Origin of the sequence: Streptomyces sp. NBC_01314 (assembly GCF_041435215.1) — a bacterium.
Lineage (GTDB): Bacteria > Actinomycetota > Actinomycetes > Streptomycetales > Streptomycetaceae > Streptomyces.
Genome location: NZ_CP108394.1, coordinates 3325871 through 3351933 on the forward strand (window position 1 = coordinate 3325871; position 26063 = coordinate 3351933).

General features: G+C 71.1%; 25 protein-coding genes. 11 read left to right on the forward strand and 14 right to left on the reverse strand.

The window, feature by feature from the left end; translation table 11 throughout:
- Window positions 1–5 precede the first annotated feature (5 nt).
- A complete protein-coding gene (locus OG622_RS14595) occupies window positions 6–692 on the reverse strand; it encodes a response regulator transcription factor (RefSeq protein ID WP_371576447.1) in 687 nt (228 codons plus the stop codon).
- A gap of 327 nt (window positions 693–1019) precedes the next feature.
- On the opposite strand from OG622_RS14595, the gene OG622_RS14600 reads away from it, so the two are divergent.
- The 7 genes from OG622_RS14600 to OG622_RS14630 all read left to right on the forward strand — a co-directional run bounded on the left by OG622_RS14600 (window position 1020) and on the right by OG622_RS14630 (window position 7100).
- Window positions 1020–1796: an amino acid ABC transporter ATP-binding protein gene (locus OG622_RS14600; protein ID WP_371576449.1), complete on the forward strand. Its 777-nt coding sequence runs from the start codon at window positions 1020–1022 to the stop codon at window positions 1794–1796.
- Window positions 1797–1878: 82 nt separating this feature from the next.
- Window positions 1879–2727 carry a glutamate ABC transporter substrate-binding protein gene (locus tag OG622_RS14605; protein ID WP_371576451.1) on the forward strand — a complete coding sequence of 283 codons (849 nt, stop codon included), beginning with the start codon at window positions 1879–1881 and terminating at the stop codon, window positions 2725–2727.
- 124 nt (window positions 2728–2851) lie between these two features.
- A complete protein-coding gene (locus tag OG622_RS14610; protein WP_371584093.1) occupies window positions 2852–3529 on the forward strand; it encodes an amino acid ABC transporter permease in 678 nt (225 codons plus the stop codon).
- Window positions 3526–4413, forward strand: coding sequence for an amino acid ABC transporter permease (locus OG622_RS14615; RefSeq protein WP_371576453.1), 888 nt, complete (start codon window positions 3526–3528; stop codon window positions 4411–4413). The genes OG622_RS14610 and OG622_RS14615 overlap by 4 nt, the downstream gene beginning before the upstream one ends.
- Window positions 4414–4611: 198 nt before the next feature.
- Entirely contained in the window at window positions 4612–6303 is a 1692-nt protein-coding gene (locus OG622_RS14620; protein WP_371576455.1) for an FAD-dependent monooxygenase, read from the forward strand.
- A gap of 91 nt (window positions 6304–6394) precedes the next feature.
- Window positions 6395–6481: a putative leader peptide gene (locus OG622_RS14625; protein ID WP_316731559.1), complete on the forward strand. Its 87-nt coding sequence runs from the start codon at window positions 6395–6397 to the stop codon at window positions 6479–6481.
- 79 nt (window positions 6482–6560) lie between these two features.
- Complete coding sequence (locus OG622_RS14630) at window positions 6561–7100, forward strand: cysteine dioxygenase (RefSeq protein WP_371576456.1); 540 nt, start codon at window positions 6561–6563, stop codon at window positions 7098–7100.
- Window positions 7101–7295: 195 nt separating this feature from the next.
- Here OG622_RS14630 and recX read toward each other — a convergent pair whose 3' ends face one another.
- The 4 genes from recX to OG622_RS14650 all read right to left on the reverse strand — a co-directional run bounded on the left by recX (window position 7296) and on the right by OG622_RS14650 (window position 11412).
- Entirely contained in the window at window positions 7296–8234 is a 939-nt protein-coding gene (gene recX / locus OG622_RS14635; RefSeq protein ID WP_371576458.1) for a recombination regulator RecX, read from the reverse strand.
- A gap of 3 nt (window positions 8235–8237) precedes the next feature.
- Window positions 8238–9365, reverse strand: coding sequence for a recombinase RecA (recA, locus tag OG622_RS14640; RefSeq protein WP_371576459.1), 1128 nt, complete (start codon window positions 9363–9365; stop codon window positions 8238–8240).
- Window positions 9366–9659: 294 nt separating this feature from the next.
- Window positions 9660–11123: an AI-2E family transporter gene (locus OG622_RS14645; protein ID WP_371576460.1), complete on the reverse strand. Its 1464-nt coding sequence runs from the start codon at window positions 11121–11123 to the stop codon at window positions 9660–9662.
- Between the two features lie 94 nt (window positions 11124–11217).
- Window positions 11218–11412: a DUF3046 domain-containing protein gene (locus OG622_RS14650; RefSeq protein WP_371576461.1), complete on the reverse strand. Its 195-nt coding sequence runs from the start codon at window positions 11410–11412 to the stop codon at window positions 11218–11220.
- 80 nt (window positions 11413–11492) lie between these two features.
- Between OG622_RS14650 and OG622_RS14655 the strand changes: the two genes are divergently transcribed.
- Entirely contained in the window at window positions 11493–12437 is a 945-nt protein-coding gene (locus OG622_RS14655) for a hypothetical protein (RefSeq protein ID WP_371576463.1), read from the forward strand.
- An 81-nt stretch (window positions 12438–12518) separates the two neighbouring features.
- On the opposite strand, the gene OG622_RS14660 is transcribed toward OG622_RS14655, so the two are convergent.
- The 3 genes from OG622_RS14660 to OG622_RS14670 are packed head-to-tail and all read right to left on the reverse strand — an operon-like array spanning window position 12519 to window position 14561.
- Complete coding sequence (locus tag OG622_RS14660; RefSeq protein ID WP_371576465.1) at window positions 12519–12827, reverse strand: AzlD domain-containing protein; 309 nt, start codon at window positions 12825–12827, stop codon at window positions 12519–12521.
- Window positions 12824–13606 carry an AzlC family ABC transporter permease gene (locus tag OG622_RS14665; RefSeq protein WP_371584094.1) on the reverse strand — a complete coding sequence of 261 codons (783 nt, stop codon included), beginning with the start codon at window positions 13604–13606 and terminating at the stop codon, window positions 12824–12826. Before OG622_RS14665 ends, OG622_RS14660 begins: the two co-directional genes overlap by 4 nt.
- Before the next feature lie 28 nt (window positions 13607–13634).
- On the reverse strand, window positions 13635–14561 hold the full coding sequence (locus OG622_RS14670) for an AraC family transcriptional regulator (protein ID WP_371576466.1): 927 nt from the start codon (window positions 14559–14561) through the stop codon (window positions 13635–13637).
- A gap of 136 nt (window positions 14562–14697) precedes the next feature.
- On the opposite strand from OG622_RS14670, the gene OG622_RS14675 reads away from it, so the two are divergent.
- The 3 genes from OG622_RS14675 to OG622_RS14685 all read left to right on the forward strand — a co-directional run bounded on the left by OG622_RS14675 (window position 14698) and on the right by OG622_RS14685 (window position 21472).
- The gene (locus OG622_RS14675; RefSeq protein WP_371576468.1) at window positions 14698–19656 is read left to right on the forward strand and encodes an ATP-dependent helicase; all 4959 of its coding nucleotides are present in this window, start codon (window positions 14698–14700) and stop codon (window positions 19654–19656) included.
- Between the two features lie 170 nt (window positions 19657–19826).
- Window positions 19827–20675 carry an Fpg/Nei family DNA glycosylase gene (locus OG622_RS14680; protein ID WP_371576470.1) on the forward strand — a complete coding sequence of 283 codons (849 nt, stop codon included), beginning with the start codon at window positions 19827–19829 and terminating at the stop codon, window positions 20673–20675.
- A 32-nt stretch (window positions 20676–20707) separates the two neighbouring features.
- Window positions 20708–21472 (forward strand): SDR family NAD(P)-dependent oxidoreductase, encoded by a 765-nt coding sequence (locus OG622_RS14685; RefSeq protein ID WP_371576472.1) that lies wholly within the window; start codon window positions 20708–20710, stop codon window positions 21470–21472.
- Here the strand turns inward: OG622_RS14685 and OG622_RS14690 are convergent.
- The 6 genes from OG622_RS14690 to rimO all read right to left on the reverse strand — a co-directional run bounded on the left by OG622_RS14690 (window position 21420) and on the right by rimO (window position 25943).
- On the reverse strand, window positions 21420–21713 hold the full coding sequence (locus OG622_RS14690; RefSeq protein WP_371576474.1) for a hypothetical protein: 294 nt from the start codon (window positions 21711–21713) through the stop codon (window positions 21420–21422). The genes OG622_RS14685 and OG622_RS14690 overlap by 53 nt on opposite strands.
- Before the next feature lie 254 nt (window positions 21714–21967).
- Window positions 21968–22438, reverse strand: coding sequence for a Dps family protein (locus tag OG622_RS14695; RefSeq protein ID WP_371576476.1), 471 nt, complete (start codon window positions 22436–22438; stop codon window positions 21968–21970).
- 266 nt (window positions 22439–22704) lie between these two features.
- Window positions 22705–23082 carry a helix-turn-helix domain-containing protein gene (locus tag OG622_RS14700; protein ID WP_005481441.1) on the reverse strand — a complete coding sequence of 126 codons (378 nt, stop codon included), beginning with the start codon at window positions 23080–23082 and terminating at the stop codon, window positions 22705–22707.
- A 109-nt stretch (window positions 23083–23191) separates the two neighbouring features.
- Complete coding sequence (locus tag OG622_RS14705) at window positions 23192–23737, reverse strand: CinA family protein (protein ID WP_371576478.1); 546 nt, start codon at window positions 23735–23737, stop codon at window positions 23192–23194.
- On the reverse strand, window positions 23734–24465 hold the full coding sequence (gene pgsA / locus OG622_RS14710; RefSeq protein ID WP_371576479.1) for a CDP-diacylglycerol--glycerol-3-phosphate 3-phosphatidyltransferase: 732 nt from the start codon (window positions 24463–24465) through the stop codon (window positions 23734–23736). The genes OG622_RS14705 and pgsA overlap by 4 nt, the downstream gene beginning before the upstream one ends.
- On the reverse strand, window positions 24462–25943 hold the full coding sequence (gene rimO / locus OG622_RS14715; protein ID WP_371576481.1) for a 30S ribosomal protein S12 methylthiotransferase RimO: 1482 nt from the start codon (window positions 25941–25943) through the stop codon (window positions 24462–24464). The genes pgsA and rimO overlap by 4 nt, the downstream gene beginning before the upstream one ends.
- Window positions 25944–26063: the final 120 nt, after the last annotated feature.

Genomic DNA, 26063 nt, shown 5'->3' on the forward strand with positions numbered 1-26063 from the left:
GCACGCTACGGCGTCGGGGCGACCAGCCGGTAGCCGACCCCACGCACCGTCTCGATCAGGGCGGGCATCCGCAGCTTGGACCGCAGGGAGGCGACGTGCACTTCCAGGGTGCGGCCGGTCCCTTCCCAGCTGGTCCGCCACACCTCGCTGATGATCTGTTCCCGGCGGAACACCACCCCGGGCCGCTGGGCCAGCAGCGCGAGCAGATCGAACTCCTTGCGGGTCAGCTGGACCACCGAGCCGTCCACGCTGACCTGGCGGGTGGGCAGCTCGATGAGTACGGACCCGAGACGCAGGCCGGTGTCGCCCGGGGCCGCGGCCTCGTCGGGGGCCCTGCGGCGGGCGACGGCGTGGATACGGGCGAGGAGCTCGCCGGTGTCGTACGGCTTGACGACGTAGTCGTCGGCGCCGAGGTTGAGTCCGTGGATCCGGGAGCGTACGTCGGCGCGGGCCGTCACCATGATCACCGGGGTGCTGGTGCGCTTGCGGATCTTGCCGCAGACCTCGTAGCCGTCCTGGTCGGGCAGGCCGAGGTCGAGCAGGACCACCCCGAAACCGTTCCCCTCCGGCACGAGCGCCTGGAGCGCCTCCTCGCCGCTGCGGGCATGCGTGACGTTGAAGCCGTGCCGGGCCAGGACCGCGGACAGGGCGGCGGCGACATGGTTGTCGTCCTCGACGAGGAGCAGCCTCATTCCGGCCCCTTCCGGTTCGGTCGGTCGTGCGTCTCGGTCATTTGTGCGTCTCGGAGTCTCGGCTGGCACACATTACGCGGATCCGCATCCCGGACACGCGCGCATCGCCCCATTCGCAGTCACACTGATGAGTGAGGACGCCGTCAAGGCCTGACGAGTTCCGAGCGGGTTCCGTTACCCAGCCGGAACGCCCCGTGCGAACCCGTCACGTGCAGTGTCCGTCCGGCTACCAGATCGTTATGCTCAATTCTCGCTCAGATGTAATGACGCTGGTCGTCGCGGGTCACTACTGTCCACCGAAACCGAGGAGGACGGAGCCACAAAGCGATGACCAAAGTTTCGGTGGTCAAGGACGCGGTGCCCGCGGCCGACGACCTGGTCGTCCTGAAGAGCGTCAACAAGCACTTCGGCGCGTTGCACGTACTCCAGGACATCGATCTGACGATCACCAGGGGCGAGGTCGTCGTGGTGATCGGACCCTCCGGGTCCGGCAAGTCCACCCTGTGCCGCACCATCAACCGGCTGGAGTCGATCGACTCCGGTGACATCCAGATCGACGGCAAGCCGCTGCCCGCCGAGGGCAAGGCGCTCGCACGACTGCGGGCGGACGTCGGCATGGTGTTCCAGTCGTTCAATCTCTTCGCGCACAAGACCGTGCTCGAGAACGTGATGCTGGGGCAGCTCAAGGTCCGCAAGTCCGACAAGAAGAAGGCCGAGGAGAAGGCCCGGAGTCTGCTGGACCGGGTCGGTGTGACCACCCAGGCGGACAAGTACCCCGCACAGCTCTCGGGCGGCCAGCAGCAGCGTGTCGCGATCGCGCGGGCGCTGGCCATGGACCCCAAGGTCATGCTCTTCGACGAGCCGACCTCGGCGCTCGACCCCGAGATGATCAACGAGGTCCTGGAAGTCATGCAGCAACTCGCCCGCGAGGGCATGACCATGGTCGTGGTCACCCACGAGATGGGCTTCGCCCGTTCGGCCGCCAATCGGGTGGTGTTCATGGCCGACGGCCGCATCGTCGAAGAGGCTGTGCCGGACCAGTTCTTCAGCAACCCCCGCAGCGACCGGGCCAAGGACTTCCTGTCGAAGATCCTGCACCACTGACGGCCCTGCCGACGCAGAGTCCCGCCCCCGGCACCCACACCATGACGGTCCGCATCTCTTCTCCACTCAAAGGATGTTCACCATGAAGCTCCGCAAGGTCTCCGCCGCAGCGGCCACCGCCCTCGTCCTCGCCCTTACGGCCACCGCCTGTGGTGGCGACGACAGCAGCAACGAGAGCGGCTCGGGCTCCGGTTCCGGTGGCGGCGACAAGATCAAGGTCGGTATCAAGTACGACCAGCCAGGTCTCGGCCTGAAGAACCCCGACGGTTCCTTCTCCGGCTTCGACGTAGACGTGGCGACGTACGTGGCCAAGGAGCTCGGCTACGAGCCCAAGCAGATCGAGTTCGTCGAGACCAAGAGCGCCGACCGTGAGAACGCGCTGGCCCGCGGCGACGTCAAGTTCATCGCGGCCACCTACTCGATCAACGACGAGCGTGCGAAGCTGGTCGACTTCGCCGGCCCGTACCTGCTGGCCCACCAGGACCTGCTGGTCAAGGCGGACTCGGACATCGCCGAGGGCACGGACCTCAACGGCAAGATCCTCTGCTCGGTGACCGGTTCCACCTCGGCTGAGAACGTCAAGAAGGACATCGCTCCGAAGGCCCAGCTGAAGGAGTACGGCGGCTACTCGGAGTGCATCGCCGGCCTGCAGAGCGGCGCCGTGGACGCGGTCACCACCGACGACTCGATCCTCGCGGGCTTCGCCGCGCAGGAGAACTACAAGGGTCAGTTCAAGCTCGCAGGCCTGAAGCTCAGCAACGAGAACTACGGCATCGGCGTCAAGAAGGGCGACACCGCGACCGTCGACAAGATCAACGCCGCGCTGGAGAAGATGGTCAGCGACGGCGCCTGGGAGACCGCGGTCAAGGAGAACTTCGGCCCGGCCGAGTACAAGAACGAGCCCGCCCCGAAGATCGGCGACATCAAGTAAGCGGACATCCGCACCCAGCGCGGTTCTCGTAGTCGCGCCGCCGCCCGCCGCACAGTGCGGTAGAGGCGGCGGCGCGGTGCGTCGCCTGGCCTCGTACGCCACACACCCGGAAGCGCGGGAGACAGTGTTCGACTTCCTTTCAAACTACAACGACCCAACCTTCTTGGGTGCGTTCTGGATGACGGTCAAGCTCACCGTCTTCTCAGCCATCGGCTCCCTGATCTGGGGGACACTGCTCGCGGCCATGCGCGTGAGCCCCGTACCCCTGATGCGCGGCTTCGGCGCCGTCTATGTGAACATCGTGCGGAACATCCCGCTGACCGTCATCATCGTCTTCAGCTCGCTCGGCCTCGCCGACATCTTCCGGGTGACGATGGGAGCGGGTGGCGATGTCAAGCTGCAGGCCTTCCGGCTCGCCATCCTCGGTTTCGTGGCCTACACCGCGGCGTTCGTCTGCGAGGCGCTGCGCTCCGGCATCAACACCGTACCCGTCGGCCAGGCGGAGGCGGCCCGCGCCATCGGACTGAGCTTCAGCCAGGTCCTCGGCCTCATCGTGCTGCCGCAGGCGTTCCGCGCGGTCATCGGACCGCTGGCCAACGTCCTGATCGCGCTCACGAAGAACACGACCGTGGCCGCCGCGATCGGTGTGGCGGAGGCCGCCTACCTCATGAAGGGCATGATCGAGAAGGATGCGCAGACGCTGCTGATCGGCGCGATCTTCGCCTTCGGATTCGTGGTTCTGACCCTGCCCACCGGCCTGATCCTCGGCTGGCTGAGCAAGCGACTGGCGGTGAAGCGATGAGTTCTGTTCTCTACGACGCCCCCGGCCCCCGGGCCAAACGGCGCAACGTGATCCTCACGGTGGTCTTCGTCGTTCTGCTGGCCCTCCTCTCATGGTGGCTCTGGCGGGCGCTGGACAGCAAGAACCAGCTGGAGTGGAAGCTCTGGAAGCCGTTCTTCACCTCCGAGGCCTGGACGACGTATCTGCTGCCCGGTCTCGCCAACACGCTCAAGGCCATGGCGTTCTCCATCGTGATCGCCCTTCCCCTCGGTGCGCTCTTCGGCATCGCGCGTCTCTCCGACCACCGGTGGGTCCGCATCCCGGCCGGTGCGGTGGTCGAGTTCTTCCGGGCCATCCCCGTCCTGCTGCTGATGCTGTTCGCCAACGAGATCATCGCTCGCTCGATGGACGTCACCACCGAGCAACGGCAGCTCTACGCGGTCGTCACCGGTCTGGTGCTGTACAACGCCTCGGTCCTCGCCGAGGTCGTACGGGCCGGCATCCTCGCCCTCCCCAAGGGCCAGACGGAAGCCGCCCAGGCGATCGGTCTGCGCAAGGGCCAGACGATGGGCAGCATCCTGCTGCCGCAGGCCGTCACCGTGATGCTGCCGGCCATCGTCAGCCAGCTCGTGGTCATCGTGAAGGACACCGCACTCGGCGGAGTGATGATCGGGTTCACCGAGCTGCTCAACGGCCGCCAGACGCTGGCCGCGTTCTACGCCAACCCCATCCCGAGCTTCATCGTGGTGGCGATCATCTACATCGTCCTGAACTTCCTCATCACCAGCTTCGCGAGCTGGCTGGAGCAGCGGCTGCGGAAGGGCAAGAAGTCGACGGGGGCCGTGCTCGGCCCGGAGACGGTCCAGGGCACCGCGGCGACCGGTGCGGGTGGCGGCACTATGTGACAGGTGATCAGGTGACATCCGCCCAGGGTGTCCCCCGATTCAGTCCCCGGAGGGCAGTGGCATGATCGCCACTGCCCTCCGTCACTTGACGCAAGCACCGGCAATGGGTTGCATACGTTCTGTGATCGTGCACCCTGCTCCAACTTCCTGTTCACCCACGTCCGCCGGGACGTCACGTCGGGCAGGGGGCGCCGCGCCGTGGACCCGGTGATCATCGTCGGCGCGGGGCCCGTGGGCCTCACGCTCGCCCTTGCGCTGGCGCGGCAGGAGGTGCCGTCCGTGGTCCTCGACGAGGGCCCGGGGAAGGACGAGCAGCGGCTCGCGCGCACGGTGGTCCTGAACGAGGACACGGCCGCGCTGCTGGAACGATTGTCCGGCGTACCGCTCTCCCGGGCCGGCTGCCGTTGGGCCGGATGGCGGTCGATGCGGCGCAAGCAGGTGATGCGTCAGGTCCGTTTCGGGGAAGCCGACTTCGACGAGTCGGACGTTCCGCCCCGGGACGGCTCGAAGGGCGCCCGCGGCGGCCCGGAGGAGGTCGTCGAGGGCTCCGCCGGGCTCTCCCCGCTCCACATCGCCCAGCATGTCCTGACCGCCGCCCTGCGCGAGGCCATCGTCGGCGAACGGCTCGTCAAGGTCGCCGTGGAGAGCCGGCTCGACGCGATCGAGCAGGAGAAGTCCGGCGTCACGGCCCACACCCGCGGCCCCAAGAGCACCTGGTGGAGGGGTAGTTACCTGGTGGGCTGCGACGGCCCGCGCTCGGCGGTCCGCAAACTCCAGGACATCCGCTTCCCGGGCCGTACGGCGGTGGAACGGCACGCGGTGGCGGCGCTGCGCGCGGAACTCCCCTGGCCGGGCGAAGCATTGCTCCACCGCATGCCGCCGTGGCGCACGTCGGGCCCGTCCGGGGGGGAGATCACCGCACGGCCGCTCGACGGGGGTGTCTGGCGCCTGGACTGGCTCCTGCCGCCGGGCAAGGACCTCGTGACACCCGAGCTCCTCGTGGCCCGCGTCCGGGAGACCCTCGCCGGCTGGACGGGCGGCTCCACACCGCCGTACGACCTGCTGGACACGGGCGTCCACACCGTCCACCACCGGCTCGCGCGGCGCTGGCGGGTCGGCCGCGTCTTCCTCGCCGGGGACGCCGCGCACCTGCTCGGGGCGCTCGGCACCCAGGGCCTCGACGAGGGGCTGCGGGACGCCGACAACCTCGCCTGGAAACTGGCCCTGGCCTGGCACCACGGCCCGCACGAGGCCCTGCTCGACAGCTACCAGACCGAACGGCGCGCGGTCGTCGCCACCCGACTCCGCGCCGCCGACCAGGTGCTGCCCCTGCTGCGCGGCGGCAAGGGACTGCGGTCGTACGTCCCCGGCTCGTCCCGGGGCCATGACGCGCTCCTCTCCGACGGCCACCTGGGGCGCGGGGCACTGGGTGCGCCGGGGGCGTACGCCGACTCCCCGCTCATGCCTCCGCACGCCGCCGCGGAGACTCCGGTCGACACACAGCAGGGCACCCAGGTCGTGGATGTGGAGGTGACCGCGGAGGACGGCTCCTTCGTGCCCCTACGGGACCGGCTCGGACGCGGTGCACTGCTGGTGCTCCTGGTCGCGCCGGGTACCGGGGTATGGGAGCGCAAGCACTGGATGAGCGCCGGGCTCATGCCGCGCCTCGCCGCCGCCGTCGCCGCCCTGCCGCACCCCGCCGAGCTACTGGTGGCCGAGGCCTACCCGGGCGCGGGCGCCCACACCGTCCTCCTCATCCGCCCCGACGGATACCTCGTCACCGCCCTGAGCGGCGTACGCCCGGCCGACCTGTACACGGCGGCGGCAGCGACGCTGGGCATGGCGGAGCAGCAGGCCGAGACGACCGGGGCGGCCGCGAGTTCGGGCTGAAGCGTCCGAGCCTGTCGGCGCGACCGTCACCCTGTGTCCATATATTGACGGTCATTTGACCACTCCGCGCTGTCATGGTGTACTCCCGTCCGTGACCGACACCTCGACGCGCCTGTGGCGGAGGGTCCATATGGACCTCGTCCGCTATGCGGGCTGCGTGTGTCGTCCGTCCTGCTGAATTCGCATTCCTATTTCATGTGCGCGCCGCCCGTGTGCCGCCGCGCGCTGCCGAGCGAACGCACTTCAGGACGGTACCCGTGTCTGTGTCTCCCGTTGTTCCCCTCTCTTCCGCGCCGGCCGTCTCCACCCCCACGCAGGCGGAACTCCTCGACTTCGCACGTCGGACGGCCGCCGACGCCGAACTGATCGCCTCGCTCCCGCTCGATCCCGAGGGCCGCACCTGGGTACGGCTCGAAGGCCCCGGCGGCAGCGAGGCCTGGCTCATCGGCTGGCCGCCCGGCACCGGGACCGGCTGGCACGACCACGCCGACTCGGTGGGCGCCTTCGTCACCGCCGCGGGCGAGCTCAAGGAGTACTCGCTCGCCGCCCGGCTGCCCACCGACGGCTGGAAGACCCTCGAACTCACCGAAGGCGTCGACCGCGAACGGCAGTTGTCCGCAGGCAGGGGCCGCTCCTTCGGACGCCACCACGTCCACGAGGTACTCAACGAGTCCACCGAGGAGCACGCGATCTCGGTCCACGCCTACTATCCGCCCCTCCCCCGCATCCGCCGCTTCAGTCGCACGGGACAGGTGCTGCGCCTGGAGCACGTGGAACGCCCGGCCGACTGGCAGTGAGCCCGGGGCCCGAACAGCCCGAGCGCTCCGGAGGGATGGACAACCGCACGGGCCCCGTGACCTCCGCTCGGACGCAGCCGGGTTGGCCTGTTCCTGTCCCCATCCCCGTTCCGCGGCCTCGATCGAGCACCGTCACCCGCCAGGAACCCGGCACCCCTGCCGAGCCCTCACTACCCCTCGCCCGTACCCCTCGGCTCAGTACCCCTCGTCCTCCAGCCCCTCCGGGTCCTCCCCCTCTTCCTCCAGCGCCTGCCGGACCACGCGGAGGGCCATGCCCTCGGGGTAGCCCTTGCGGGCGAGCATGCCGGCGAGGCGGCGGAGGCGTTTGTCGCGGTCGAGACCTCGGGTGGAACGCAGCTTGCGGGCGACGAGCTCACGCGCGGTGCTCTCCTCCTGCTCTGCGTCGAGCTGGGAGACGGCCTCGTCGATCAGTGTCGAGTCGACACCCTTGGTACGCAGCTCCCGGGCGAGGGCTCGACGGGCCAGGCCCCGGCCGTGGTGCCGGGACTCCACCCAGGCATCCGCGAACGCGCCGTCGTTGATCAGCCCGACCTCCTCGAACCGCGACAGCACCTCGTCCGCCACGTCCTCAGGGATCTCACGCTTGTGCAGGGCGTCCGCGAGTTGCTTGCGGGTGCGCGGGGTCCCGGTGAGCAGGCGCAGACAGATCGCGCGCGCCCGCTCAGCCGGGTCCCCTGAGGACTCCCCTTTCTCGGCCCTCGACGAGAAAGACGAACCCCCGTCCTGCGGCCCCCCGTCGTCCGGGCCGTCGCCCGGTTCCCCGAAGCCACGCCGCCGACCGCTCCGCCCGCCGCGTCTGCCACGCGCGTCACCGCCCGCACCCCGCGGGGCACCTCCGCCACGCCGACGGGCACCGGTGGCCGAGCCCGCACCGGAGCGCGAGCCGTCTTCGCGCCGACCGGGGTCACCGTCACCGTCGCTGCCGTGCGGCTGATCGTCGTAGGCACCACCGTCGTGGAGCCCGTCCGTGCCGTACGACGGCGGATCTTCGTACGGTCCGAACCCGTACCCGTCGGCGGTGGGCCCCCCGGAGCCCTCGCCGGTACCCCCGCGCCCCCGACTCTCGGAGGCACCGGGGTATGCGTGCTCACCCCAGTCCGTTCTGCGCGTCACGGACTAGCTCTTCGCCGCCGTGGCCTTGGTCTTGGCGGTCTTGGCAGCCACCGCGGGCGCCGTCTTCGCGGCGTCGTCCGCGGGCGTGGCAGAGACCGCCGCGTCCGCACCCGGCTCTGCGGTGGGTTCCTCGGGCCGGACACCGACGCCGAGCTTCTCCTTGATCTTCTTCTCGATCTCGTTGGCGAGGTCGGGGTTGTCCTTCAGGAAGTTACGGGCGTTCTCCTTGCCCTGGCCGAGCTGGTCGCCCTCGTACGTGTACCAGGCGCCGGCCTTGCGGACGAAGCCGTGCTCCACGCCCATGTCGATCAGGCCGCCCTCGCGGCTGATGCCCTGACCGTAGAGGATGTCGAACTCGGCCTGCTTGAAGGGCGGCGCGCACTTGTTCTTGACGACCTTGACGCGGGTGCGGTTGCCGACCGCGTCCGTGCCGTCCTTCAGGGTTTCGATGCGACGGATGTCGAGCCGCACCGAGGCGTAGAACTTCAGCGCCCGACCACCGGTCGTGGTCTCCGGGGAGCCGAACATCACGCCGATCTTCTCGCGGAGCTGGTTGATGAAGATCGCGGTGGTCTTGGACTGGTTGAGCGCGCTGGTGATCTTTCGCAGCGCCTGGCTCATCAGACGGGCCTGAAGGCCGACGTGGCTGTCGCCCATCTCGCCCTCGATCTCCGCGCGCGGGACGAGCGCGGCGACGGAGTCGATCACGATGAGGTCGAGGGCGCCGGAGCGGACCAGCATGTCCACGATCTCCAGAGCCTGCTCGCCGTTGTCCGGCTGCGACAGGATGAGGTTGTCGATGTCGACGCCGAGCTTCTTCGCGTACTCGGGGTCGAGGGCGTGCTCCGCGTCGATGAAGGCCACCTGGCCGCCGGCCTTCTGCGCGTTCGCCACCGCGTGCAGGGTCAGGGTCGTCTTACCGGAGGACTCCGGGCCGTACACCTCCACTACTCGGCCGCGCGGCAGGCCGCCGACACCAAGTGCGACGTCGAGCGCGGTCGACCCGGTGGGGATGACCTCGATGGGCTCATTCGGCCGCTCGCCGAGGCGCATCACTGCACCCTTGCCGAACTGCCGTTCAATTTGTGCGAGCGCGGCGTCGAGCGCCTTCTCGCGGTCGGTTCCTGCCATGGGTTCCACCCGGTTTGCTTGAGTCGATCGCTTCACGTGAAAGACGCTAACGCCTGCCACTGACAATGGGCCCCGACGCCCGCCCAGCCTGTGGATAACTCGGGCACTTCTCCACGAAAACCCTGCCGGACTCCAGCCGAAGGCTTCGCCGGAGCCTCCATAAGAATGGATGTTCGATTTTAGTGTCAAGCGCACCACGCGGCATCCGGAGCGCTTCCGGGCGAGCGGGTTCACGCGGAGACGGCGGCCTGAACGAGGTTCGGCGCCGGGTGTAGGGCTACAGCGACAGCAGCCCTACGGGGCGCCGTCCTCGGGCCCGGTGCTGTTCTCGGGCCCGGTGCTGCCCTCGGGGTCGACGCCGTCCCCCGGCCCCGCGCCTCCCCCGGCTTCCGTGTCCCGGCGCGCGGTGTCGTCGTCCCGCCGCGCATCCGCGGAGTCGTCCGCCGACCGGCTCGTGCCACGCTTCTGGTCCAGCTTCTCCTGCAGCCGCCTGCGCACGCGCGTGAGGACGTCGCCGTCGGTTCCGTCCTCCTCCGCTGTCCGAGGCGGCCGCCTCCGCAGACGGGCGAGGAGGTTGCCCGTGCCGCGTCCGCGGTGCCCGTGCACGCGGGGGTCGTCCGTGACGTCGTACCGCCTCACGTACGCCCCGAGGAAGGCCTGCAGGGTGGCGACGGCGGGGATGGCGACGAGCGCGCCGACGGCGCCGAGCAGCGCGGTGCCCGCGATGACCGATCCGAAGGCGACGGCCGGGTGGATGTCCACGGTCTTGGCGGTCAGCTTGGGCTGCAGCACGTAGTTCTCGAACTGCTGGTAGATGACCACGAAGACGAGGACCCACAACGCGTACCAGGGATTGACGGTGAAGGCGATCAGCATCGGCAGGGCACCCGCCAAGTAGGTGCCGATCGTGGGGATGAACTGCGAGACCAGACCGACCCAGACCGCGAGCGCGGGCGCGTAGGGCACGTCGAGGTACTCCAGCAGGACGTAGTGCGCCACGCCGGAGATCAATGCCATCAGGCCGCGGGAGTACAGGTAGCCGCCGGTCTTGTCGACCGCGATCTCCCACGCGCGCAGCACCTCGGCCTGTTTGGCGGGCGGCAGCACGGAGCACAGCGCGCGCCGCAACCGTGGACCGTCGGCGGCGAAGTAGAACGAGAACAGCGCGATCGTCAGCAACTGGAAGAGGCCGCCCAGCACCTGTGCGGAGACGTCGAGGACGCCCGTGGCGCTGTTCTGCACGTATTTCTGCAGCCAGTCGGAGCGGAGCAGCCCTTCCTGGATGTCGACGCGCTTGAGCTCGGTGTGGAAGCTCGTGTTGATCCAGCTGATGACGGAGTCGAGGTACGCCGGGAAGTCCTCGACCATCTTGATGATCTGACCGGCGAGCATCGAACCCAGCAGGGTGACGAACCCGGCGGCCCCGATCAGCGTGATCAGGAAGACCAGGAGCGTGGCGAAGCCCCTGCGCAGCCCCTTCGAGGCCATCCAGCTCACCGCGGGCTCGATCGCGAGCGCCAGGAAGAACGCGATGAGGATGTTGATCAGCAAGCCGATGAGCTGGTGGAACGCCCAACTGCCCAACTGGAAGACGGCGACGAGGGAGAGCGCAAGCACCATCGCGCGCGGCAGCCAGCGGGGCATGCGTCCGTTCGGCGCGGCATCGGGCTCCGGGCCGGCCGGGGGGCCGGTGGGCGGTGTCGTGCCGAACGGGGATGCCTGGTGCTCGAACTGCGCGCTCTCGTCTGTGGGGGCCACGGACCAAGTCTCGCCCACGCCACCGACAATCAGCCGCCGCCCCCGGATCTCCCGGTCCGACGACCGGCGTCGGCCTGGTGAAGTCTGTTGTTTTTCAGCGGTTTTCTGCCGGAACGCCCATGGCCGCGCACACCACGCGCCACACGTCCTTGGCCTCCCAGCCGGCGTTCAGCGCCTCGTGCACCGTGCGCCCGCCGAGGCCGGACATCACGTGATCGCGCGCGAAGGTGTCGGCGTACCCCTCACCGAAGTGATCCGCCATCCGCTGCCAGAAGACCGTCAACCGCATGAGTCCAGTATCCCGCCCCAGGGGGTGGGCCTGGCCGGGACCGGCTTGCCGATACCGCTTTCCGCCCTACGGTCGGAGCCATGGCCGAAACCGGAGCATCCCCACTCCCCTCGTCGTCCCCGGCGCACAACCCGCTGGCTAGCGCCGAACAGTTCGTCTGGCTGACCGCGCGCGTGCTGGAGCAGCGCCGCTTCGCGTACCACTTCCTGGACGGGAGCGCCGACGCGGTGGAGACCGCGCTGTCCGCCTACCGCAACGCCGACGAGGGGTACGGCCACGCGCTCGAACCCGATCTGCGCGGACCCGTGAGCCAGCCGCTGCACACCGGGCACGCGCTGCGTGTCCTGGACTCGATCGGGCGCTGCGGCGGACAGCGGGTGGAGCGCGTGTGCCGCTATCTGACGTCGGTGTCGACCCCGAACGGCGCCCTTCCCGCGGTGCACCCCGGCCAGCGGGGCTACCCGGTGGCCCCGTTCGTGCCGATCGTCGACGACCCGCCCAGTGATCTGCTGGCCACCGGGCCGGTGGTGGGCCTGCTGCACCGCAACCAGGTGTGGCACGCATGGCTGTTCCGGGCCACCGACTTCTGCTGGCAGGCGGTCGAGTCCCTGGAGAAGTCGCACCCCTACGAGGTGCACGCCGCCGTGGCGTTCCTGGAGTCCGTGCCCGACCGCTCGCGCGCGCGGGCCGCCTCCGACCGACTCGGCCGCCTGGTGCGCGAACACCGGCTCGCCACGCTGGATCCGCAACGGCCGGACGACTACCCGGTGTCCGCCGGTTACGCGCCGGGCGAGCACCACTACCCGCACGACTTCGCGCACACCCCGGAATCCCTCGCGCGCGCGTGGTTCACCGACGAGGAGATGTCCCGCTCCCTCGACTTCCTGGCGAGCGAACAGACGGAGGACGGCGGCTGGCCTATCCGCTGGCGCCAGTGGGCCCCGAGCACCGCCATGGAGAGCCGCCCGATCGTGACGATCGAGGCGCTGCGGACGTTGCGGGCGTACGGCCGCTCGATCGGCTGAGACCGATCGACCGGCACGCGCGCGTGCCGCACAAACGCGGGCCCCGACGTGTGGTCCGCGCGTGCGGCCACAACAGCCTCGTCAACCCGTCATCGCCCGCACTCCCGCCGTCACGATCACCGCCGCGGCCACCACGAGCAGGAAGGGGGCACGCAGGAGCAGTGCCACGGCGGCTGCGGCGAGCCCCGCGGCCCTCGCGTCCAGCACGAGGTCGTGCCCGTCGGAGAAGGTCTGCTGGGCCGTGAGGGCGGCGAGGAGGGCCACGGGCAGCAGGGCGGCGAGGCGCTGGACGAGCGGACGTTCCAGGACGCCCTCGGGGACCAGCAACCCGACGAGCTTGACTGCGTAGCAGCCGACGGCGGTGCCGATGATCGCGATCCAGACGTTCATCGGTCCTCTCCCTGCCGGTGGTCCTCTTGCGGATGGTCTTCTTGCAGGTCGTCGCCGCGCCGGTCGTCGGTCCTGCGGCGGCCCTCCGCCCAGAGGACGACCGGGGCGGCCAGCGCGGCGACGAGGACCGGGACCCCGGCGGGGAGCACGGGCAGCAGACCGAGCCCCAGGACGACGGCGATGCCCGCGACGGCCCGCTCCCCGGTGGTCCTCAGCATCGGCGCGAGCAGTGCCAGGAAGACGGCGGGTCCGGCCGCGTCGAGCCCCCACGCGTCGGTGTCGCCGATGGCCTCGGCGCCGAGCGCGCCGAGCAGCGTGGTGAGGTTCCACAGCACGTAGAGGCTGAGCCCGGTGACGGTGAAACCGATGCGGGCGGCGCGTCGCGTGGGCTGGGCGAGGGCGACGGCCGTGGTCTCGTCGATGACCCACTGGGCGGCGAACGGCCGCACCGCGCGCGGGAGGGCCAGCACCTGGGAGAGGCGCAGCCCGTAGAACGCGTTGCGCACGCCCAGGAAGAAGGCCCCGGCTGCCGACGTGAACGGATTCCCGCCGGCCGCGAGCGCGCCCACCAGGGCGAACTGGGAGGCCCCGGTGAACACCAGGAGGCTCAGCGCGCAGGACTGCAGCAGGCTCAGCCCGCTGCCGGCCGAGGTCACCCCGAAGGCGAACCCGGACAGTCCTACGGCGCCCCCGACTCCCAGGGCGTCCCGGACGACGGCTCCGTCGGGTTTCGCGCCGTCACCGTCATGCGTCTCCACGAGACCAGTCTGTTCAGTCACCACGCCCCGGACGGTACGAGCAGTAGCCCTAATGGGTCTTGTACGTTCTTGCGCCCGCGTCGTTCCTGCGCCCGCGCGCGTCAACCTCGCGCTCGCGGGCGCCGACCCTGCGCTCACTCCCACGGTCAAAACCGCCCACACGTTCCCGCTGGTACGCGCCCGGAGGCACGCCCACGATCCGGCTGAAGTGGCGGTTGAGATGCGGCTGGTCCGTGAAGCCGACGGCGACGGCGGCCGCGGCGGGAGCCGTGCCCCGGTCGAGCAGGCCACGGGCCCGGCGGACCCGGGCGTCGGTCAGCCAGGCGTGCGGCGGCATGCCGTAGGCCGAGCGGAAAGCCCGCAGAAGGGCGAAAGGGCTGATGCCGAGGTCGGCGGCGAGCCGCTCCAGCGTCGGCGGGTCGGTCATCCGCTCCTCGAGCACGGCACGCGCGCGTGCCGCGACGGAGGCGCCGGCCGTGCGCACGACACGCTGGGGCAGCGGCCCGCCGTTGAGGCGCAGCAGCCGGGTCACGGCGACCCGCAGCAGGGTGTCCGCGGCCAGCGCGTTGCCCTCGTCGACGGCCCGCAGCACCTGATGGACGAGGCCCGCCGCGTACGGGTCGTCGAGCACGGGGGTCACGAAGCCGGGGGTGCCGCGGATCATGGTGGTCTCGGCGGCTATCTCGGCCACCACGTCCGGCGAGGGGTAGACCGCGCCGTACCGCCAGCCCTCGGGCACACCGGCGCGGCCGGTGTGCGGGGTGTCGGGGTTGACCAGAGCCAGGGCTCCCGGACCCGCGTACTGGTCGGCACCCCCGTGGTGGAACACCTCGACGCCGTCGGTGATCGCCGCGATCACGAAGTTCTCATGGGTGTGCCGCACGAACTTCTTCTCGACGTAGCTCGCCCGCAGCAGATCGACGCCGGGCAGATCCGCGTACCGCCAGTGCCTCGCCCGCTCCCCCGAACCCGCCATGTCCCCATTCTGCGTGGTGGGCCGTGCGGGCGCCGAATCCGAGCCCGCCTGCATCTCGGTCACCGGCAAGCCCGCCCCGCCCGAGCCGTTTCCGCAGGTCCGGGCCATTGTCAGTGGTCGGGTGCAGGATGGGGGCATGGTCAGCTCCGCAGATCGAGCCCTCGACGGCTTCTCCCCCGCGACCCGCGGCTGGTTCACGGGGGCCTTCTCCGCGCCCACCGCGGCCCAGGCCGGGGCGTGGCGGGCGATCGGCGAGGGCTCGGACGTGCTGGTGGTCGCCCCGACCGGCTCCGGAAAGACGCTGGCCGCGTTCCTCGCCGCGCTGGACCAGTTGGCGTCGAGCCCGCCCCCGGCCGACCCCCGGAAGCGCTGCCGGGTGCTGTACGTGTCACCGCTGAAGGCGCTCGCGGTGGACGTGGAGCGGAACCTGCGCAGTCCGCTGACCGGTATCCGCCAGGAGTCGGTGCGCCTGGGGCTGCCCGAGCCCGAGGTGAAGGTGGGCATCCGCTCCGGGGACACCCCGCCCGCGGAGCGCCGGGCCCTGTCCACACGTCCTCCGGACATCCTGATCACCACCCCCGAGTCACTGTTCCTGATGCTGACGTCGGCCACACGCGACGCGCTCACGGGCGTGGAGACGGTGATCCTGGACGAGGTGCACGCGGTCGCGGGCACCAAGCGCGGCGCCCACCTCGCGCTCTCCCTGGAGCGGCTCGACGAGCTGCTGCCCAGGCCTGCACGGCGTATCGGCCTGTCCGCCACGGTCCGTCCCGTCGACGAGGTCGCACGCTATCTCTCCCCGAGCCGCAGGGTGGAGATCGTCCAGCCTCCGTCCGGCAAGGAGTTCGACCTGTCGGTGGTCGTGCCGGTGGAGGATCTGGGCGAACTGGGCGGCTCCCCGGTCGCCGAGGGCAACGAGGGCGCGGAGCGGCCGTCGATCTGGCCGCACGTCGAGGAGCGCATCGCCGACCTCGTCCAGGCCCACCGCTCCACGATCGTGTTCGCCAACTCCCGCCGCCTCGCGGAGCGGCTGTGCAACCGGCTCAACGAGATCGCGTACGAGCGGGCCACCGGTGTGCCCCTGGACGAGCACCACGCCCCGGCGGAGCTGATGGGAGGCTCGGGCGCGGCCCAGGGAGCGCCCCCGGTCCTCGCCAGGGCCCACCACGGCTCGGTCTCCAAGGAGCAGCGCGCCCTGGTCGAGGAGGACCTGAAGGCGGGCCGGTTGCCGGCCGTGGTCGCCACCTCCAGCCTCGAGCTGGGCATCGACATGGGCGCGGTGGACCTCGTCGTGCAGGTGGAGTCACCGCCCTCGGTCGCTTCCGGCCTGCAGCGCGTGGGCCGTGCCGGACACCAGGTGGGCGCGGTCTCCAGGGGCGTGTTCTTCCCCAAGTACCGCGGCGACCTGGTCCAGTCGGCGGTGGTCACCGAGCGGATGCGCAGCGGCTCCATCGAGTCCATGAGGATCCCCGGCAACCCCCTGGACGTCCTGGCGCAGCAGATCGTCGCCATGACCTCGATGGACACCTGGCAGTTCGACGACCTCCTCGCCACCGTCCGCCGCGCCGCGCCCTTCGCCTCGCTCCCCGAGTCCGCGTTCACGGCCGTCCTCGACATGCTCGCGGGCCGCTATCCGTCCGACGCCTTCGCGGAGCTGCGCCCGCGCGTGGTGTGGGACCGGGTCGCGGGCACGATCACAGGACGGCCGGGCACCCAGCGCCTCGCGGTCACCTCCGGGGGCACGATCCCGGACCGCGGCCTCTTCGGGGTCTTCCTCGCGGGCTCCGACCCCAAGAAGGGCGGCGGCCGGGTCGGCGAGCTCGACGAGGAGATGGTGTACGAGTCCCGGGTCGGGGATGTCTTCACCCTCGGCACCAGTTCCTGGCGCATCGAGGACATCACCCGCGACCGGGTGCTGGTCTCCCCCGCGCCGGGCGTCCCGGGTCGTCTGCCCTTCTGGAAGGGCGACCAGCTCGGCCGCCCGCTCGAACTGGGCCGCGCGGTCGGCGCGTTCCTGCGCGAGGTGGGCTCCCTGTCCGAGGAGGACGCCCGGCTGCGCCTGCTGGCCGCCGGACTCGACGCGTGGGCCGCCGACAACGTCCTCTCCTACCTGGCCGAACAGCGCGAGGCCTGCGGACACGTCCCCGACGACCGCACGATCGTCGTCGAACGCTTCCGCGACGAGCTGGGCGACTGGCGGGTCGTCGTCCACTCCCCCTTCGGCGCCCAGGTCCACGCCCCCTGGGCTCTCGCCCTCGGCGCGAAGCTCTCCGAGCGGTACGGCATGGACGCCCAGGTCATGCACGCCGACGACGGCATCGTCCTGCGCCTGCCCGACGCCGACCTGATGGGCCTGGACCTGCTCGACATGGAGCCCATGAAGGCGGGCACGGAATACGACGCCGAGCAGGCCCCGATCGGCGCGGCCGACGTCGCCTTCGACAAGGGCGAGGTCGACCAGATCGTCACCGACCAGGTGGGCGGCTCGGCGCTGTTCGCGTCCCGCTTCCGCGAGTGCGCCGCCCGCGCGCTCCTACTGCCCCGCCGCAGCCCGGGCAAGCGCACGCCACTGTGGCAGCAGCGCCAGCGCGCGGCCCAACTACTGCAGGTGGCGAGCGAGTTCGGCTCGTTCCCGATCGTCCTGGAGGCGGTCCGCGAATGCCTCCAGGACGTCTTCGACGTCCCGGGTCTCGCCGAGCTGATGGGCGACATCGAGTCCCGCAAGGTCCGCCTCGTCGAGGTCACCACCCCGGAGCCCTCGCCCTTCGCCCGCTCACTCCTCTTCGGATACGTCGCCCAGTTCCTGTACGAGGGGGACTCCCCGCTCGCCGAGCGCCGCGCCGCCGCCCTGTCGCTGGACTCCCGTCTGCTGGCCGAGCTGTTGGGCCAGGCGGAGCTGCGCGAGCTGCTCGACGCCGAGGTGCTGACGGAGTTGGAGCGGGAGCTCCAGTGGCTCACCGAGGACCGCCGCGTCAAGGACGCCGAAGGTGTCGCGGACCTGCTCCGGCTCCTCGGCCCTCTCACGGACGCCGAGTTGGCCGAGCGCGGCGCCGAGCCACAGTGGGCGCGGGAGCTGGCCGGGGCCCGCCGCATCATCCGGGTGCGGGTCGCCGGCACCGACCACTGGACGGCGATCGAGGACGCGGGACGGCTGCGCGACGCGCTCGGCACAGCCCTGCCGGTCGGCGTCCCGGAAGCCTTCACGGAGCCGGTCAAGGACCCGCTCGGCGACCTCATGGCCCGTTACGCCCGCACGCACGGCCCGTTCACCTCGGCCACGGCCGCCGCGCGCTTCGGCCTCGGTGTGGCCGTCACGGACGGGGCGCTCCACCGACTGGCGGCGAACGGCCGTGTCGTGCAGGGCGAGTTCCACCCGGCGGGCATCGGCCAGGAGTGGTGCGACGCGGCCGTACTGCGCCGCCTGCGCCGCCGCTCGCTGGCAGCGCTGCGGCAGGAGCTGGAGCCGGTACCGCCCGCCGCGCTCGCCCAGTTCCTGCCGCAGTGGCAGCACGTGGGCGGGGGGCACGGGCTGCGGGGCATCGACGGACTGGTGCGCGCGATCGAGCAGGTGCAGGGCGCCTCCGTGCCCGCCTCCGCCCTGGAGAAGCTGGTCCTGCCCTCCCGGGTCGCCCACTACAGCCCCGCGATGCTCGACGAACTCACCGCGGCCGGCGAGGTTGTCTGGGCGGGCGCCGGAGCTCTCCCCGGCAAGGACGGCTGGGTCTCGCTGTACCTGGCGGACACGGCCCCGCTCCTCCTCCCGCCCCCGCACCCCCTGGAGCTGACCGCGCTCCACGAGTCGGTCCTGACCACTCTCTCCGGCGGCTACGGCCTCTTCTTCCGCCAGATCTCCGACCAGGTCCGCGCGACCACCCACCCCGACGTCACCGATCCCCAACTGGCGGACGCCGTCTGGGACCTGGCCTGGTCGGGCCGCCTCACCAACGACACACTCACCCCCATGCGCTCCCTCCTGGGCTCGGGCCGCACCGCGGGCTCCACCGCCCACCGCGCCAAGCGCACGGTCCCGCGCGGCCGGTACGGCTCCCTGAGCGCCGCCGCACGCCCCCAGTCGCGTACGGGCCCACCCACGGTCGCCGGCCGTTGGTCCCTCCTCCCCGCCCACGAGCCCGACCTCACCGTCCGAGCCCACGCCCTGGCCCGCACCCTCCTCGACCGCCACGGTGTGGTGACCCGGGGTGCCGTGGCCGCCGAAGGCGTCCAGGGCGGCTTCTCCGCCGTCTACCGCGTCCTGTCCGTCTTCGAGGAGAGCGGCCAGGCCCGCCGTGGCTACGTCGTCGAGGGTCTGGGCGCCGCCCAGTTCGCGATGGACGGCGCAGTGGACCGCCTACGCGCGGTGTCCAACGCCCGCGAACGAAACGAGCCCCTGCCGAGCCCCGCCCCCAACGGCTCTGCCAAAGGCCCGGGCACGGCCCCCGCCCTCGCCCCCGCCTCCTGGGACGACTTCCCTGACGACCCGGGCCTCCACGGCCCGGGCCGCGACGATTCCTCTGCCCCCACTGCCCCCTTCGTCTCCGCCTCTCCGGCCGAGTTCGGCACCGACCCCCACGGCGAGCACAGCGCATACGGCCGAGGGGGCCCGTACAGCGACGGCGGCCCCGACGGCCGCAGCGGGCCGTACGGCCGCCCCGGCCCTCACGCCCCAACCGGCCACGACCCGCACCGCACGCGCACCCCAGCCTCCCCCCGAGCCGTCGTCCTGGCCGCCGCCGACCCCGCGAACGCCTACGGCGCCGCCCTTCCCTGGCCCGAGCCGCCCACCGAAGCCGGACACAAACCGGGCCGCAAGGCGGGCTCCCTGGTTGTCCTGGTCGACGGCGAGCTGACCGTCTACATGGAGCGCGGCGGCAAGACCCTGCTGGCCTGGCCCGCCGACCGGGACGCCGGACCCATGGACGACCCCCGCCTCCGCCCGGCCGCCGAAGCCCTGGCCGCAGCGGCACGCGCGGGCTCCCTCGGCACGGTCACGGTGGAGCGCGTGAACGGCACTTCCGCCCTCACCTCTCCCCACGGCCCCCTCCTGGAAGCAGCAGGCTTCATCGCGACACCACGCGGCCTTCGTATCCGCGCATGATCACCGAGCAACGGGCCACCACAGCCCAGGCCCGTCATCAGGAGCGCGGGGAACCACGCGCCCAGCCACCCAAGAACCGGCACCCACGCAGCCGCACCCGCACCCGCCGGCCCATCGCCCGCACCCGAGCCAGGGGGCGCCCCGCACCGAACCCATGCCACGCTTGACCCATGCCCGAAGGTGACACCGTCTGGCAAGCGGCGAGACGACTCCACACCGCCCTCGCCGACAAGGTGCTGTCCCGCTCCGACCTACGCGTACCGAAATACGCCACGGCCGGCCTCACCGGCCGCACCGTCCTGGACGTGACCCCCCGCGGCAAGCACCTCCTCACCCGCATCGAAGGCGGCCTGACCCTCCACTCGCACCTGCGGATGGAGGGGTCCTGGAAGGTGTACGCCAACGGCGAGCGCTGGCGCGGCGGCCCGGCGCACCAGATCCGCGCGATCCTGGGCAACACCGACCTCACGGCCGTCGGCTACCGCCTCCCCGTACTGGAGCTGATCCGCACCACCGACGAACACCGCGCCGTCGGCCACCTCGGTCCCGACCTGCTCGGCCCGGACTGGGACCCCGACCGGGCCCTCACCAACCTCCTGAGCGACCCCGCCCGCGCCCTCGGCGAGGCGCTCCTGGACCAGCGCAATCTCGCCGGTATCGGCAATGTCTACAAGAGCGAGCTCTGCTTCCTGCTCCGGGTCACCCCCTGGCTCCCCGTCGGCGCCCTCCCGGAGGACCTCGCCGCCCGGCTGCCCGCCCTCGCCAAGAAACTCCTCGAAGCCAACCGCGACCGCCCGATCCGCAGCACGACAGGCCACCGCCACCACGACCTGTTCGTGTACGGCCGGGCCCCCCGCCCCTGCCTGCGCTGCCACACCCCCGTCCGCGCGGCCGACCAGGGCGACGGCTCCCGCGAACGCCCCACCTACTGGTGCCCCACCTGCCAGCCTGGCCCGGCACCGGCAACCGCCGGAACACCCCGCCGAAACGCCCGAGTTCAACGCCGCCCACCCAATTGACGGACCGTCAGAAACGCTCGTACCGTCACCTCATGCCCATCCCGGCGTACGACCTCACCGGCCGCACCGCGTTCGTCACCGGCGCCGGCAGCGGTATCGGCCGCGCCTCGGCCGTCCTGCTCGCCGAGGCGGGCGCGACGGTGCACTGCGCGGACCGCAACGCGCAGGGCCTGCACGAGACGGCGACCCTCATCAAGGCCAGGAACGGTATCGCCCGCACCCACCACCTCGACGTCACCGACCGCGCCCAGCTCACACAGGCCGTGGCCGCGTGCGAGCGGCTCGATGTGATGGCGGCGATCGCCGGAATCATGCACAGCAGCCCGGTACTGGAGACCCTGGACGAGGATCTCGAACGGGTGTGGAGCGTCAACTTCAAAGGTGTGCTCCACGCCTGCCAGGCAGCGGCCCGCCGGATGATCGCCGACAAGACGCGGGGCAGCATCGTCACCATGGCCTCCGGCGCCGTCGACACCGGCGGCCCGGGACTGCTCTGCTACGGCGTGACCAAGGCGGCGGTGGTCCAGCTGACGAAGACCCTGGCGACCGAGGTCGGCCCGCACGGCATCCGCGTCAACGCGGTGGCCCCGGGCTGGATCCGTACGCCCATGACCGACCGCCACGACGGCGAGGCACAGGCGCGGACGGAGTCCTTCATGGCCCGGCTGTCACCGCTGAGCCGGGTCGGCGAGCCCGACGACATCGCCCACGCCGTGCTGCACCTCGCCTCCGACGCCTCGGCGTTCACGACGGGCCAGATCCTCCGTCCGAACGGCGGGGTGGCCATGCCCTGGTGACCGCGGCCCCCACCGCGCCCTCCAGAACCGGGCCACCCCCCGCGCCCCCTGACGCGTCCCCCGACCGTCCGTGTGCCCGCCCCTTCGGCACGCAGTGCACAGGCAGAAGGCTCAACCCCCACCCCCCGGCCGCGACCGCCCCCTCCACCGCGCCGGCATCCGGCGCCAGCGCGAGCCGCAGCACACCCCACCACCACAACGCACCGAGCCCCAGAGCCGCCCCCCAGCGAACTATCCGCATGGCCGCCACCTCCAAGGCCTCCGGGCCCCCAGAACGACGCTAGACGGCTCTCGTCACGGCCGGAGAGGGCGCACCACCGGCACAGGGACGCACGGCCCCCTCACAAGGACCGCATCCATGGGGCGCGTGATGCGCGCCCCGCAGCCGCTCACCGCCCTCCTCACGCCCCCCGCCGCACCCACCGGCCAGGGGGCGCACAGCCCGCCGGTCACAAGGTGTGCGGAAGGCCGGCACGCGCTCGCGTCCGCCGCGCGCTACCCGTTCTCCGCCTGGAACATCCAGTGGTGCTTCTCGAGGTCCGCCGTGATCCCGATGAAGATGTCCTGGCTCACCGGATCCGCCGCCGCGGTGCTCTCCACCCGCGTCCGCATCCGGGTGATCACCGAGCCGAGCGCCTCCACCAGGGTCCCCACCGCGTCCGCGTCCTTGACCCAGCCGTCCGGGGCCGAGCCGATACCGCTGCTCCCGGCCACCGTCCCGGCCCGCCCGTCCGGGGAGACACCGAGGGTGGAGGCGCGTTCGGCGACCGTGTCGGAGTGCAGCCGGGCGGTGTCCACGACCTCGTCGAGCTGCAGATGGACCGAGCGGAAGCGCGGCCCGACCACGTTCCAGTGGATCTGCTTGGCCACGAGGGAGAGGTCGACGAGATCGACGAGGGCACCCTGCAGCGCCTCGGAGACGGTCCTGAGATCGACCTCGGACAGCGGGCTCTTCACCACGTACATCAGCGCAGCTCCGGATTCTTGAGACGACCGTACGACCCCGTGCGCCCGCACGAACGAACGAGTCGCGCGCACGTCCCCGTTCCGCTCCTCCACCATGACCGCACACCACCACCCCGGCAAACGGGAGCGCAGCCCGCTCTGCCGGCGCAACACAAAAGCCCCGGCCGGCACCCCCAGGTCTCCCTGGAGGCCCCGCCCGGGGCTCCCGCTTCGCTTCTACTTCTTCACCGGCGCGTGCCGGACCTCACACAGACACTCGCGGCACATCACGCCGCGACGACGTCCACCGCTTCGGCGGGCGCCTTGATCGTGACCCGCTCCGGCGGCACACCGGCCACCGAGACGGAGTTGAGCATCGGTCGACGTACTGGTGCTGGCACCGGCTCGGTGGCAGCTGCGGACTGGGCCAGCTCGGCAAGGGCGAGCTCGTCGCTCACTTCTCGCATGAGCTCGGACATCCGTACGTCCAGCGCGTCGCAAATGGCGGAGAGCAGCTCGGAGGATGCCTCCTTCTGCCCCCGCTCCACCTCGGAGAGATAGCCGAGTGAGACTCGGGCGGACGAGGAGACTTCGCGCAGAGTACGGCCCTGGCGCTGGCGCTGCCGACGCAGCACGTCACCAAGCAGGCGACGGAGCAGAATCATCGGTGGCTCCCTCCTCGGACCGTGTAGCCGCATCCTTCACGCCCCACCGTACCGCCTTGCGCTGCGGCCGTGCGGGGAGCGCTGTTGTGTTCACTCAGGGCTGCAAACATCAGGTCCCCCCGTTCTGTTCCGTATTTTGTGCCCGCTCGTTCCCGGTCTGTTCGCCCGCAAGCTCCTCAAGAAGCAGTGCGAGTACGCTCCGTACACTCTCCATACGGATTTCCGTCCGGCCGCCGTTCAACCGCAACGACAGCACTTTCCCGCCACCTGATACGCCGGAATCCGCGGTGGAAGGCCCGGCGACGGCCACATGGACCGTGCCGACGGGTCGGCCGTCCTGGGGCTCCGGTCCCGCGACACCGGTGGTCGAAATTCCCCAGTCCGCGCCGAGCGCCTTGCGGACGCCTTCCGCCATCTCGGTCGCGACCTGCGGATCCACCGCTCCGCGCTGGTCCAGCAGGGTGGCGTCGACATTGAGCAACTGGTGCTTGAGCTCCGTGGCGTACGCGGTGACCGAGCCTCGGAACGCCTGGGAGGACCCGGGGGCCGCGGTGAGCGCGGCCGCGACCAGACCACCGGTCAGCGACTCCGCGACGGCGACCGTCTCGCCCCTCACCGTCAGTAGTCGCAGCACTTCGGCGGCCGTGGAGGTCAACGCTCCGCTCCCTCCGCCGCGGCTTCGCGCTCGGCGGTTCCACGCCGTCGCAGCACAATGGCCTGTCTCACATAGTCGAGTCCGGTGACCACGGTCAGGATGACCGCCGCGGCCATCACCCACCACCTCAGAGTGGCCAGGGGACCCTCCAGCGCCAGGACGTACATCCCGACGGCGATGCCCTGGGTCAGGGTCTTCAGCTTGCCGCCGCGGCTCGCCGGGATGACCCCGTACCGGATGACGATGAAACGCAGGAGCGTGATCCCGAGTTCCCGGCCGAGGATGACTCCGGTGACCCACCACGGCAGATCGCCCAGGGAGGACAGGCAGATCAAGGCGGCACCCATGATCGCCTTGTCGGCGATGGGGTCGGCGATCTTCCCGAAGTCGGTGACGAGGTCGTACGTCCGGGCCAGGTGGCCGTCGAAGATGTCGGTGATCATGGCGACGGCGAAGGCGGCCCAGGCCCAGGCCCGCCAGACCGGGTCGTATCCGCCGTCCATGAGCATCAGCGCGACGAAGCCCGGCACGAGGACCAGGCGGACCATGGTCAGGATGTTCGCGATGTTCCAGAGGCTGGCCTGATTGACGGCGGCAGCGCCCAGCTTCCCGCCCCGCACGGACCGCGTGTCCCCGGCAGCGCTCGGGGCGCCGGGAACGCCGGAGGCGCTCGTCGCGCCCTTGGCGCCGGAGGTGCCGCCCGCCGCGGATGCCGGGGCTCCCGTCATCTGGCCGCCTCCTCAGTACACGCGAGGGAGCCGAGCGACCCCGGCAGCACCTCGGCCACCAGGTCGACGCCTTCCGTGCCGACCACCTTGGCCTCGACCATACGGCCGACGCTCAGCTCCTCGCCGTTCGTGAACAGCACCTGGCCGTCCGTCTCGGGAGCCTGGTGGGCACCACGGCCGTACGCGCCCTCGTCGCCGTCGACCGACTCGACCAGCACGCTCACGGTCTGCCCGACGCGCTCCTCGGCACGCTGCGAGACCAGTTCCTCGGCCAGCCGCGAGATCCGCGCGAGCCGCTCGGCGACCACGTCCTCGGCCAGCTTGTTCTCGTACGTCGCCGCTTCGGTGCCCTCCTCGTCGGAGTACCCGAAGACGCCGATCGCGTCCAGTCTCGCGCCGTTCAGGAACCGCTCCAGCTCCGCGAGGTCGTCCTCGCTCTCGCCGGGGAAGCCCACGATGAAGTTGGACCGCACGCCGGCCTCGGGGGCCTTGCCGCGGATGGTGTCGAGCAGTTCCAGGAAGCGGTCGGTGTCGCCGAAGCGGCGCATCGAGCGCAGCACGGCCGGGGCGGAGTGCTGGAAGGAGAGGTCGAAGTAGGGCACGACCTTGGGTGTGGAGGTAAGCACGTCGATGAGGCCGGGCCGCATCTCGGCGGGCTGGAGGTAGCTCACGCGCACCCGTTCGATGCCGTCGACCTCGGCGAGCTCGGGCAGCAGGGACTCCAGCAGCCGGATGTCGCCCAGGTCCTTGCCGTACGAGGTGTTGTTCTCGGAGACCAGCATGACCTCCTTGACGCCCTGCTCGGCCAGCCAGCGTGTCTCGTTCAGCACGTCCGAGGGCCGGCGCGAGATGAAGGAGCCGCGGAAGGACGGGATGGCGCAGAAGGAGCAGCGGCGGTCGCAGCCGGAGGCGAGCTTCACGGAGGCGACGGGCGAGCCGTCCAGACGGCGGCGCAGCGGCGAACGCGGCCCGGAGGCCGGAGCGAGGCCGTCCGGAAGATCGACGGGGGCGTGCCCCGGAAGCGCGACCCCGGCCGCCGACTCCTGGCGCTGGGCCGGGCTGATCGGCAGCAGCTTGCGCCGGTCGCGCGGGGTGTGCGAGGCGTGGATGCCGCCGTTCAGGATGGTCTGGAGGCGGTCGGAGATGTCCGCGTAGTCGTCGAAGCCGAGTACGCCGTCGGCCTCGGGCAGCGCTTCGGCGAGTTCCTTGCCGTACCGCTCGGCCATGCAGCCGACCGCCACGACGGCCTGGGTTCTGCCGTGCCCCTTGAGGTCGTTGGCTTCCAGGAGTGCGTCGACGGAGTCCTTCTTGGCGGCCTCGACGAAGCCACAGGTGTTGACGACCGCGACGTCCGCTTCCTCGGCGTCCTCGACGAGCTCCCAGCCGTCCGCCTCCAAGCGGCCTGCGAGCTCCTCCGAGTCCACCTCGTTGCGGGCGCAGCCAAGAGTGACAAGTGCGACGGTACGGCGTTCAGGCATGGGCTCAAGACTACTTCGTCCCAGTGACAGCCCACGTCGACGGGGTTGGCCGATCTTGGCCAACCCCGTACCCGCGTCTACCTTTGAATCGTCTGTACATCCGTGACCCGGACGTATCGA

Coding starts and splice junctions, on each gene's coding strand:
- OG622_RS14595 (WP_371576447.1), bottom strand. CDS start 692: ATGAGGCTGCTCCTCGTCGAGGACGACAACCATGTCGCCGCCGCCCTG.
- OG622_RS14600 (WP_371576449.1), top strand. CDS start 1,020: ATGACCAAAGTTTCGGTGGTCAAGGACGCGGTGCCCGCGGCCGACGAC.
- OG622_RS14605 (WP_371576451.1), top strand. CDS start 1,879: ATGAAGCTCCGCAAGGTCTCCGCCGCAGCGGCCACCGCCCTCGTCCTC.
- OG622_RS14615 (WP_371576453.1), top strand. CDS start 3,526: ATGAGTTCTGTTCTCTACGACGCCCCCGGCCCCCGGGCCAAACGGCGC.
- recA (WP_371576459.1), bottom strand. CDS start 9,365: ATGGCAGGAACCGACCGCGAGAAGGCGCTCGACGCCGCGCTCGCACAA.
- OG622_RS14650 (WP_371576461.1), bottom strand. CDS start 11,412: ATGCGGTTGACGGTCTTCTGGCAGCGGATGGCGGATCACTTCGGTGAG.
- OG622_RS14655 (WP_371576463.1), top strand. CDS start 11,493: ATGGCCGAAACCGGAGCATCCCCACTCCCCTCGTCGTCCCCGGCGCAC.
- OG622_RS14660 (WP_371576465.1), bottom strand. CDS start 12,827: ATGAACGTCTGGATCGCGATCATCGGCACCGCCGTCGGCTGCTACGCA.
- OG622_RS14670 (WP_371576466.1), bottom strand. CDS start 14,561: ATGGCGGGTTCGGGGGAGCGGGCGAGGCACTGGCGGTACGCGGATCTG.
- OG622_RS14675 (WP_371576468.1), top strand. CDS start 14,698: ATGGTCAGCTCCGCAGATCGAGCCCTCGACGGCTTCTCCCCCGCGACC.
- OG622_RS14680 (WP_371576470.1), top strand. CDS start 19,827: ATGCCCGAAGGTGACACCGTCTGGCAAGCGGCGAGACGACTCCACACC.
- OG622_RS14685 (WP_371576472.1), top strand. CDS start 20,708: ATGCCCATCCCGGCGTACGACCTCACCGGCCGCACCGCGTTCGTCACC.
- OG622_RS14690 (WP_371576474.1), bottom strand. CDS start 21,713: ATGCGGATAGTTCGCTGGGGGGCGGCTCTGGGGCTCGGTGCGTTGTGG.
- OG622_RS14695 (WP_371576476.1), bottom strand. CDS start 22,438: ATGTACGTGGTGAAGAGCCCGCTGTCCGAGGTCGATCTCAGGACCGTC.
- OG622_RS14700 (WP_005481441.1), bottom strand. CDS start 23,082: ATGATTCTGCTCCGTCGCCTGCTTGGTGACGTGCTGCGTCGGCAGCGC.
- pgsA (WP_371576479.1), bottom strand. CDS start 24,465: ATGACGGGAGCCCCGGCATCCGCGGCGGGCGGCACCTCCGGCGCCAAG.
- rimO (WP_371576481.1), bottom strand. CDS start 25,943: ATGCCTGAACGCCGTACCGTCGCACTTGTCACTCTTGGCTGCGCCCGC.